This window comes from Bradyrhizobium sp. KZN70725 (assembly GCF_055264925.1).
In genome coordinates this window covers 1-851 of record NZ_JBUYWT010000190.1, presented here as the reverse complement: position 1 = coordinate 851, position 851 = coordinate 1, and the positions used below count along the sequence as shown (strand labels likewise).

The 851-nt window shown below is 57.6% G+C and carries 1 pseudogene; it reads right to left on the bottom strand.

Annotation, left to right across the window (positions count from 1 at the left end):
• Positions 1–108: 108 nt before the first annotated feature.
• Positions 109–851 (bottom strand): annotated as a pseudogene (locus tag ACZBJS_RS42640) (S8 family serine peptidase); the annotation flags it as partial.

Sequence of the window (851 nt, the reverse complement as noted above, 5' to 3'; positions counted from 1 at the left end):
TGCGACGCCGCTTGAGCGTCGCGCTCCTCGGCCGCATGCAAAGGTGTCCTTGCTGCATCCGGCTCATCAAAGGGCGCGACCCGCCGATCCACTTATGACACAGTAAGACTAATGGACAATGAAGTAGCCCGTGTTCAGGTCGGCCATACGTACGTTGGTTGTATCCCGCCCCATGACGGCATCATGAAAATCGCTCCCTAACTCGGACATGGCGTGGGATTGATCGCTCGGCGTTTCATGCAAGAGCTCCATCAGCTGTTTACAGGTAGTGACCAAAGAAAATCCATCAGGTGCGACAATTTCCGCGCTTCCGGCATTCACTACACCGCCCCCATCGATGTCCCGGTGAAATACGAAACTATCATTGCTAGCTGCGATCCAGGCCCCTTGCGATGCAGGACATGGAGTCACCGATGTCTGGCCGGTTACAGCAATCATAAGCGTGGAAATGCCAATCACTCCGTTGCCATCCAAGTGCTGTTGGACATTTGGCTCCAAGTGTTCCAGCGCGGCGCTACTTCCGGACACCACACCAATAGTATCCGAGATGGCGTTGCCGCTGCTGTCCGTGTTCCAAACGGTATGCCGATCGGCGCCCGAAACTTTCCAAGCAATTTCATATCCGTTTGCCGTCTGCTCCGCCCCGGTCGGCGTCCAGGCTCCGACCTGAGTGGATGCAGCAAAAGGCGTCCCGGCATGTTTGACTGATGGGCCCGTACCGCCGCTGACGGCATCGAGAGAATAGTAGCTGCCGATCTGGTCCAGTTTGGTCGAGCCGGCGGCTTCGACCACGGTTACGCTCGCCGCAGGTATGCCGCTCACGCCGTCGGCGTTGAGGTCCTGATGGAAGC